The organism is Streptomyces sp. NPDC051684 (assembly GCF_044453445.1).
Taxonomy (GTDB): Bacteria; Actinomycetota; Actinomycetes; order Streptomycetales; family Streptomycetaceae; genus Streptomyces.
The window spans coordinates 215,211-221,320 of sequence record NZ_JBITCS010000011.1 but is presented as its reverse complement, the minus strand read 5'-3'; the positions used below and the strand labels follow the sequence as shown (position 1 = coordinate 221,320).

Here is a 6,110-nt window from a genome sequence, read left to right as displayed (position 1 = left end):
CGACGACGCTCCGCGTCGCCTCCCTCCTCCGCCTTGCGATCGCACGCACCAGGCCCCGCTCCCTGATCCGGCCTGATCCAAACGACAAGCCCTAGTTGGTGACCATCACCTTGAGGGCGGCGCGCTCGTCCATCGCCTTGTAGCCACCGGGCACGCCCTCGATGTCGACCGTCATGTCGAAGACCGGCGACGGGTCGATGGACCCGTCCAGGACGTCGGGCAGCAGCTCGGGGATGTACGTGCGGACGGGCGCGACGCCGCCGCGCAGCGCGATGTTGCGGTCGAACATGACGCGCAGGTCGACTCCGGTGCCGCTGCCGTGCGGGACACCGACGAAGCCGATGGCGCCGCCGTCGCGGGTGATGTTCACGGCGGTGTTCATGGACTGCTCGGTGCCGACCGCCTCGATCACGGCGTGCGCGCCCTGGCCGCCGGTGAGTTCGCGGACCGCCGCGACGGCCGCCTCGCCGCGCTCCGCGACGACGTCCGTGGCACCGAAGCGGCGCGCGATGTCCGTACGCACCTGGTGGCGGCCGAGCGCGATGATCCGCTCGGCGCCGAGCCGGTGGGCCGCGAGGACTCCGCACAGGCCCACGGCGCCGTCTCCGACGACGGCGACGGTCGAGCCCTCGCGCACGCCCGCGCCGAGCGCCGCGTGGTGGCCGGTGCCCAGCACGTCGGACAGCGTCAGGAGGGCGGCCAGCAGCCGGTCGTCCGAGGCGGCGTCGGCCGGCAGCGCGACGAGCGTGCCGTCGGCGTACGGGACGCGCACGGCCTCGCCCTGGCCCCCGTCGTGGCCGACCGCCCCCCAGAATCCGCCGTGCTCGCACGACGTGGTCAGGCCCTCGCGGCAGTAGTCGCACACCCCGTCCGACCACATGAAGGGCGCGACGACCAGGTCTCCGCGCTTGAAGACGGACACCTCGGAGCCGGTCTCCTCGACGACGCCCAGGAACTCGTGCCCGATGCGCTGCCCGGCCTGTCGCTCGGCCTCGCCGCGGTAGGCCCACAGGTCGCTGCCGCAGATGCAGGCGCGCAGGACGCGCACCACGGCGTCCGTGGGCCGCGCGACGGCGGCGTCGGGAACGTCCTCCACGCGCATGTCGAACGGGGCGTGGATGGTGGTGGCGCGCATGGGGGTTCCTTTGTGCGGGTCCCGCAATCGATGCAGGTCAGTGAGCGATGCGCCGGGTCGCGGCGCGTCCTTCACCGTACGCCCGCGACGGCACGGCCCGCTCGCCGAGCACCCCGCACGCGATCAGGTACTGCGCCGCTACGTAGGTGCCCATGACCCAGAAGTCGGGGCGCGGCAGGGCAGGCCAGTCGGCGATGCCGGTGGCGATGAGGGAGTCCGAGAGCAGGAACAGTGCCCCGCCCACGCCCGCCGCCGCCCCGAGCCGCGAGGAGGCGAACGCCATGCAGGTCAGCAGCACGCTGTACGCGGCGACGGGCCCGCGCATGTCCGGCGGCAGATCGGGCCACAGGGCGACCACGGTCACGACGAGCGCGACGCCGTACGCGGCCCCGAGCAGCGCACCACGCGCGCGTACCGTCCCGTGCCGCTTGAACAGCACCAGGTAGCAGACGTGCCCGACGGCGAAGGCGCCCATCCCTGCGAGGAACACGAGGTCCTGGTCGAACAGGAGCAGCACGTCGCCGCACCACCCGAACAGCAGGGCCACGCACAGCAGCCGGGGGCCGCGGCAGGCGATCACGTAGGCCGCGAGCAGCGGCATGAGCAGCGGCTTGAGGACGACGTGCGCGCCGTCCGCGCCCAGGAGCAGCGCGACGAGGTCGGCGGCGCAGGCGCCGAGGAACAGCGCGCGCCACACCGGCGCGGAGGGCCTCACGCGGCCCCCTCCGTGACCTTCTGCGGGGCGTTCGGGGCCCCGGCGGGCTCCGGCTGCCACCCCGGCCCCCGGAAGACCCTCCCGGCCCGCTCGCGCCAACTGGCTGCCGCCCTGAGGTCCTTGGCGATGGCGGCGTACTCGTGGGTGGCGACGCGCAGCGGGTTGTACGTCGCGATGTTCTTGGTGAGCCCGAACTCGGGGCGCTCGACCTCCGCCACCCACGACCCGAAGAGCCGGTCCCACAGGATGAGGATCCCGCCGAAGTTCCGGTCCAGGTAGCCGCCTTGGGAGGCGTGGTGGACGCGGTGGTGGGAGGGCGTGTTGAAGACGAACTCGAACGGCCGCCACATCTTGTCGATGCGCTCCGTGTGGATCCAGAACTGGTACACGAGGTTGACCGACGAGCAGAACGCGAGCGCCGCGGGGTGCACGCCGAGCGCGATGAGCGGCACGTAGAACGGCCACACGGTCAGGCTCGTCCAGGGCTGCCGCAGCGCCGTGGTGAGGTTGAACCTGCGGCTGGAGTGGTGCACCACGTGGCACGCCCACAGGATGCGGATCACGTGGTGCCCGCGGTGCGACCAGTAGTAGAAGAAGTCCTGCCCGAGCAGCATCAGCGGGATCGTCCACCACAGGACGGGCACGCGCAGCGGCGTCAGTTCGTAGACCGCCGTGTAGATCGCGACGATCGGGATCTTCCACAGGAAGTCGAAGACCAGGCTTCCGAGCCCCATGGTGACGCTGGTCGCCGCGTCCTTGGTCTCGTAGCCGGCGGCATCCTCGTCGGGGTGGATCCGGACGCTGACGATCTCCACGATCGTGAGCAGCACGAAGGCGGGGATCGACCACAGCACGGCGTCGGGCAGGTTCGAGGACGGCATGCGTGCACCGTAAGCGCCCCGCACTGCCCCCGGCTATAGGTAGTTACCGACAAGTATTACCGCCGGTAGGGGGTCAGACTCCGGCGGCTCCCAACAAAGATCCCGCCGCATACGTGACGGCCATCGCGAGCGCTCCCCCGCCCACGTTGCGCCACACCGCGGGCCGCACCGCCGCGCCGCCCATCCGGGCGCTGCTGTAGCCGGTGAAGGCCAGCGCCACCAGCACGGAGCCGACCGTGACGGGCAGCCGCCACGCGGAGGGCGGCAGGACGATGGCGAGCAGCGGCAGCAGGGCGCCCGCCGTGAAGGCGAGGAAGCTGGCCCAGGCGGCGTGCCACGGGTTGGTGAGGTCGTCGGGGTCGATGCCTAGCTCCACGCGCGCGTGGGCGCGCAGCGCGTCCCGCTCGGTGAGCTGCACCGCGGCCTCGCGGGCCACCTCCCGGCTGAGCCCGCGCTCCTCCAACAGGTCGGTGAGCTCCTTCAGTTCGGCGTCCGGCTGCTCCTTCAGCTCGCGCTTCTCCATGGCGATGGCCGCCTTCTCGGAGTCGCGCTGCGTGGACACGGAGACGTACTCGCCGGCCGCCATGGACATCGATCCGGCGAGCAGCCCGGCGAGCCCGGCCGTGAGCAGCGCGGAGCGGTCGTCGGTGGCGCCCGCGACGCCGACGACGAGTCCCGCGGTGGAGACCACGCCGTCGTTGGCGCCGAGCACGGCGGCGCGCAGCCAGTTGAGCCGCGAGCCGAGCGCGCCGCCGTGGGATTCGTCATGGGTGGATTGCACTGCGGATTCCGTCACGCGGTGAGCATGACACCCGCGACATCAACGCGAAGAGCGTGACACCCGCCGGCGTCACCACACCCGTACCGACGCCCCCGGTGCGAACACCGGGCTGGTCGCGTCGGCGGGCGGCTCCTTCAGCGGCTCGTCGATCTCCGCGACCGTGGGGCCCACGCGGGCCGCGATGGGGTCGAGGAGGCCGAGGTCGAAGCCGTAGACCCGGGCCGCGTTGCCGCCGACCATCGCGGCGATCTCGTCCTTCGGGAGCCCCGCGTAGGCGATGCGCAGGCCCTCGCGCGTGTACGGGTGCGTCCCCTCGTCGTGCGGGTAGTCGCTGCCCCACATGATCTTGTCGAGGCCGATCCGGTCCCGCAACGGCACTTCGTGGGGGCGCATGAAACTCGCGCCTACGTAGCAGTTCTCGCGCCACACCGTGGAGGGCCCCTTGCCCATCGAATCGGCGAGCCCGGCACCGAACTTGGCCTCGGCCGTGTTCGCCTTGGTGGCCGCCCTGACCAGGCGCGCGTGGTAGTAGTCCAGCATGTCCAGGACGCCGGGGATCCAGCCCGAGCCCTGCTCCGTGAGGACGAGCCTGAGGTCGGGGTGCTTACGGAAGGCCCCTCCGAACACGAGGTGCCACAGGGCGCGGTGCGAGAACCACGTCGTCTCGACCATGAACACCGCACGGGCGGCCGGTTCCTCGCCGAGCGGCGGGGACGCGGAGCCCGCGTGGTGGTTGACCGGGACGCCGAGTTCGGCGCAGGTCCGCCAGATCGGGTCGTACGTCGAGGAGTACAGCTCGGGCAGTCCGGAGCCCGGCGGCGTGCCGGGCAGCAACAGGCCGCCCTTCAGGCCCGCTCCGGCCGCCCAGCGGATCTCCTTGACGGCCTCGTCGACGTCGTTGAGGAGGATCTGGAAGACGCCCGCCCTGCGGCCGGGGGCGGCGGCGCAGAAGTCCGCGAGCCACCGGTTGTGGGCGCGCAGCCCCGCCCAGCGCTGCTCGAACTCCTCGCGGGTGGGCGCGGGCGCCATCAGCGAGGCGGACGGGAAGAACGGCGGGATGGTGTTCGGGAAGACGACCTCGGCGACGATGCCGTCCTGCTCCAGCTCCGCGACGCGCCGGTCGGAGTTCCAGTTCCGGTCGGCGGTGTCGGCGAGCAGGTCCGCGTAGGGGTTCACATAGCCGGCGGCCCAGGTGTCGAACGCGTCGTGGTGCCGCGCCTCCAAGTACGGCTTGTAGTCGAGGAGATCGGCGCCAGCGTGGCAGTCGGCCGAGATGACGGTGTAGCGCTCGCCCTGTGTCGTCATGGCGTCACCCCGATGTGCGGGAAGTCGTTCTCCGTCAGCCAGTGCCGCCCCACCTCGCGCGAGCGCGCCCAGGACGCCTCCACGGCGCTCTGGTCGGCGTCCTGACCGAGGTCGGCCGGGGTCGGTCCGATGCGGGCGGCGAGCGGCGCCAGCTTCGCGGTGTCGAAGCCGAACACCTCGGCGGCGGACAGGCCGAGCATCCGCCGGGTCTCGGAGACCGGGATGTCGTGGAAGGTCTTCCTCAACCACGCGCGCGTGTCCGGCCAGGTCCCTTCGGGGTGCGGGAAGTCGCTGCCCCACAGGATGTTGTCGACGCCGATCTCGTAGCGCTGGGCGAGTTCGCGGCGCTTGGTATTGGTGGCGCAGACGAAGACCTGCCGGTCCAGGTACTCCGCCGGGGAGCGCTTCAGCTCGGCGAACGGGGACAGCTTCTTGCCGCCGTGCGCGCCGAGGTAGAGGCGGTCCATGAACCACAGCAGGTTCGGCAGCCACCAGCAGCCGGACTCGGCGACGCCGAACTTCAGCCCCGGATGCCGCTCGAAGGCACCCGACCAGAGCAGGAACCACAGGGGCCGGGCGGGCCACCACGTCACTTCACTGACGTAGATGCCCAGATGGTCGCCGTACTCGTGGCGCGGCGCCGCCCCGGAGTGCGTCACCACGGGCATCTCGCACTCGGCTGCCGCCGCCCACACGGGGTCGTAGCGGCGCGCGTGGTACGGGTCCTGGTCGACCCACATGGACGGGATCATCAGGGCGCCGAGCCCCGACTCCTTGGCGCGGTGGATCTCCGCGACGACCTTGTCCGGGTCGGCGGTGACCGGCAACAGGGCGACGCCGCAGTGCCGTTCGGGGTTCTGGGAGACGAACTCGGCGAGCCAGCGGTTGTGGGCCTGCGCGCCCGCCATGCCGAGCTCGGGGTCCTGGTCGCCGGAGAGCCCGAGCCCGACGCCGAAGGGCGCCGCCGTCTGGCTGTCCACGGCGTCCGCGTCGGGGAAGACGACCTCGGCGGCCACCCCGTCGCCGTCGAGCTCCTTGAGGCGCTGCGCGGAGTCCCAACCGCCGCGCAGGCCCTCCTCGTTGTCGTGGAACCACTTCTCGGCGAACGCGTCGTTGCGGATGCCGAGCCGGGTCGCCTCCTCGCGGCGCTTGTCCCGCTCGCCGAGGAACGCGTCGAACTCGCGATGGAAACGGCTGTCCAGGTAGGGCCGGTACTCCTCGGTGGGAAGGCCGGCGTGGCAGTCGGAGGAGATGATCAGGTAGGGGTCCTGGTTGCTCATGGTGCGTCCCTCC

At 71.9% G+C, this 6,110-nt stretch carries 6 protein-coding genes; all 6 read right to left on the bottom strand.

The window, feature by feature from the left end:
* Nucleotides 1–91 precede the first annotated feature (91 nt).
* Complete coding sequence (locus ACIA8D_RS16365; RefSeq protein WP_399232574.1) at nt 92–1,135, bottom strand: zinc-dependent alcohol dehydrogenase family protein; 1,044 nt, start codon at nt 1,133–1,135, stop codon at nt 92–94.
* A 37-nt stretch (nt 1,136–1,172) separates the two neighbouring features.
* Nucleotides 1,173–1,850, bottom strand: a complete 678-nt coding sequence (locus tag ACIA8D_RS16360) for a lysoplasmalogenase (RefSeq protein ID WP_399232572.1) — start codon at nt 1,848–1,850, stop codon at nt 1,173–1,175.
* Complete coding sequence (locus tag ACIA8D_RS16355) at nt 1,847–2,731, bottom strand: sterol desaturase family protein (protein ID WP_399232570.1); 885 nt, start codon at nt 2,729–2,731, stop codon at nt 1,847–1,849. Before ACIA8D_RS16355 ends, ACIA8D_RS16360 begins: the two co-directional genes overlap by 4 nt.
* Before the next feature lie 73 nt (nt 2,732–2,804).
* Nucleotides 2,805–3,527 carry a VIT family protein gene (locus ACIA8D_RS16350; protein ID WP_399232568.1) on the bottom strand — a complete coding sequence of 241 codons (723 nt, stop codon included), beginning with the start codon at nt 3,525–3,527 and terminating at the stop codon, nt 2,805–2,807.
* Between the two features lie 54 nt (nt 3,528–3,581).
* Nucleotides 3,582–4,817 carry an amidohydrolase family protein gene (locus ACIA8D_RS16345; RefSeq protein ID WP_399232567.1) on the bottom strand — a complete coding sequence of 412 codons (1,236 nt, stop codon included), beginning with the start codon at nt 4,815–4,817 and terminating at the stop codon, nt 3,582–3,584.
* Nucleotides 4,814–6,097, bottom strand: a complete 1,284-nt coding sequence (locus tag ACIA8D_RS16340; protein WP_399232565.1) for an amidohydrolase family protein — start codon at nt 6,095–6,097, stop codon at nt 4,814–4,816. The genes ACIA8D_RS16345 and ACIA8D_RS16340 overlap by 4 nt, the downstream gene beginning before the upstream one ends.
* Nucleotides 6,098–6,110 lie beyond the last annotated feature (13 nt).

Excerpts from the sequence above, each read along its gene's own strand:
- ACIA8D_RS16345 (WP_399232567.1), bottom strand. The coding sequence starts at position 4,817 with ATGACGACACAGGGCGAGCGCTACACCGTCATCTCGGCCGACTGCCAC.
- ACIA8D_RS16340 (WP_399232565.1), bottom strand. The coding sequence starts at position 6,097 with ATGAGCAACCAGGACCCCTACCTGATCATCTCCTCCGACTGCCACGCC.
- ACIA8D_RS16355 (WP_399232570.1), bottom strand. The coding sequence starts at position 2,731 with ATGCCGTCCTCGAACCTGCCCGACGCCGTGCTGTGGTCGATCCCCGCC.
- ACIA8D_RS16365 (WP_399232574.1), bottom strand. The coding sequence starts at position 1,135 with ATGCGCGCCACCACCATCCACGCCCCGTTCGACATGCGCGTGGAGGAC.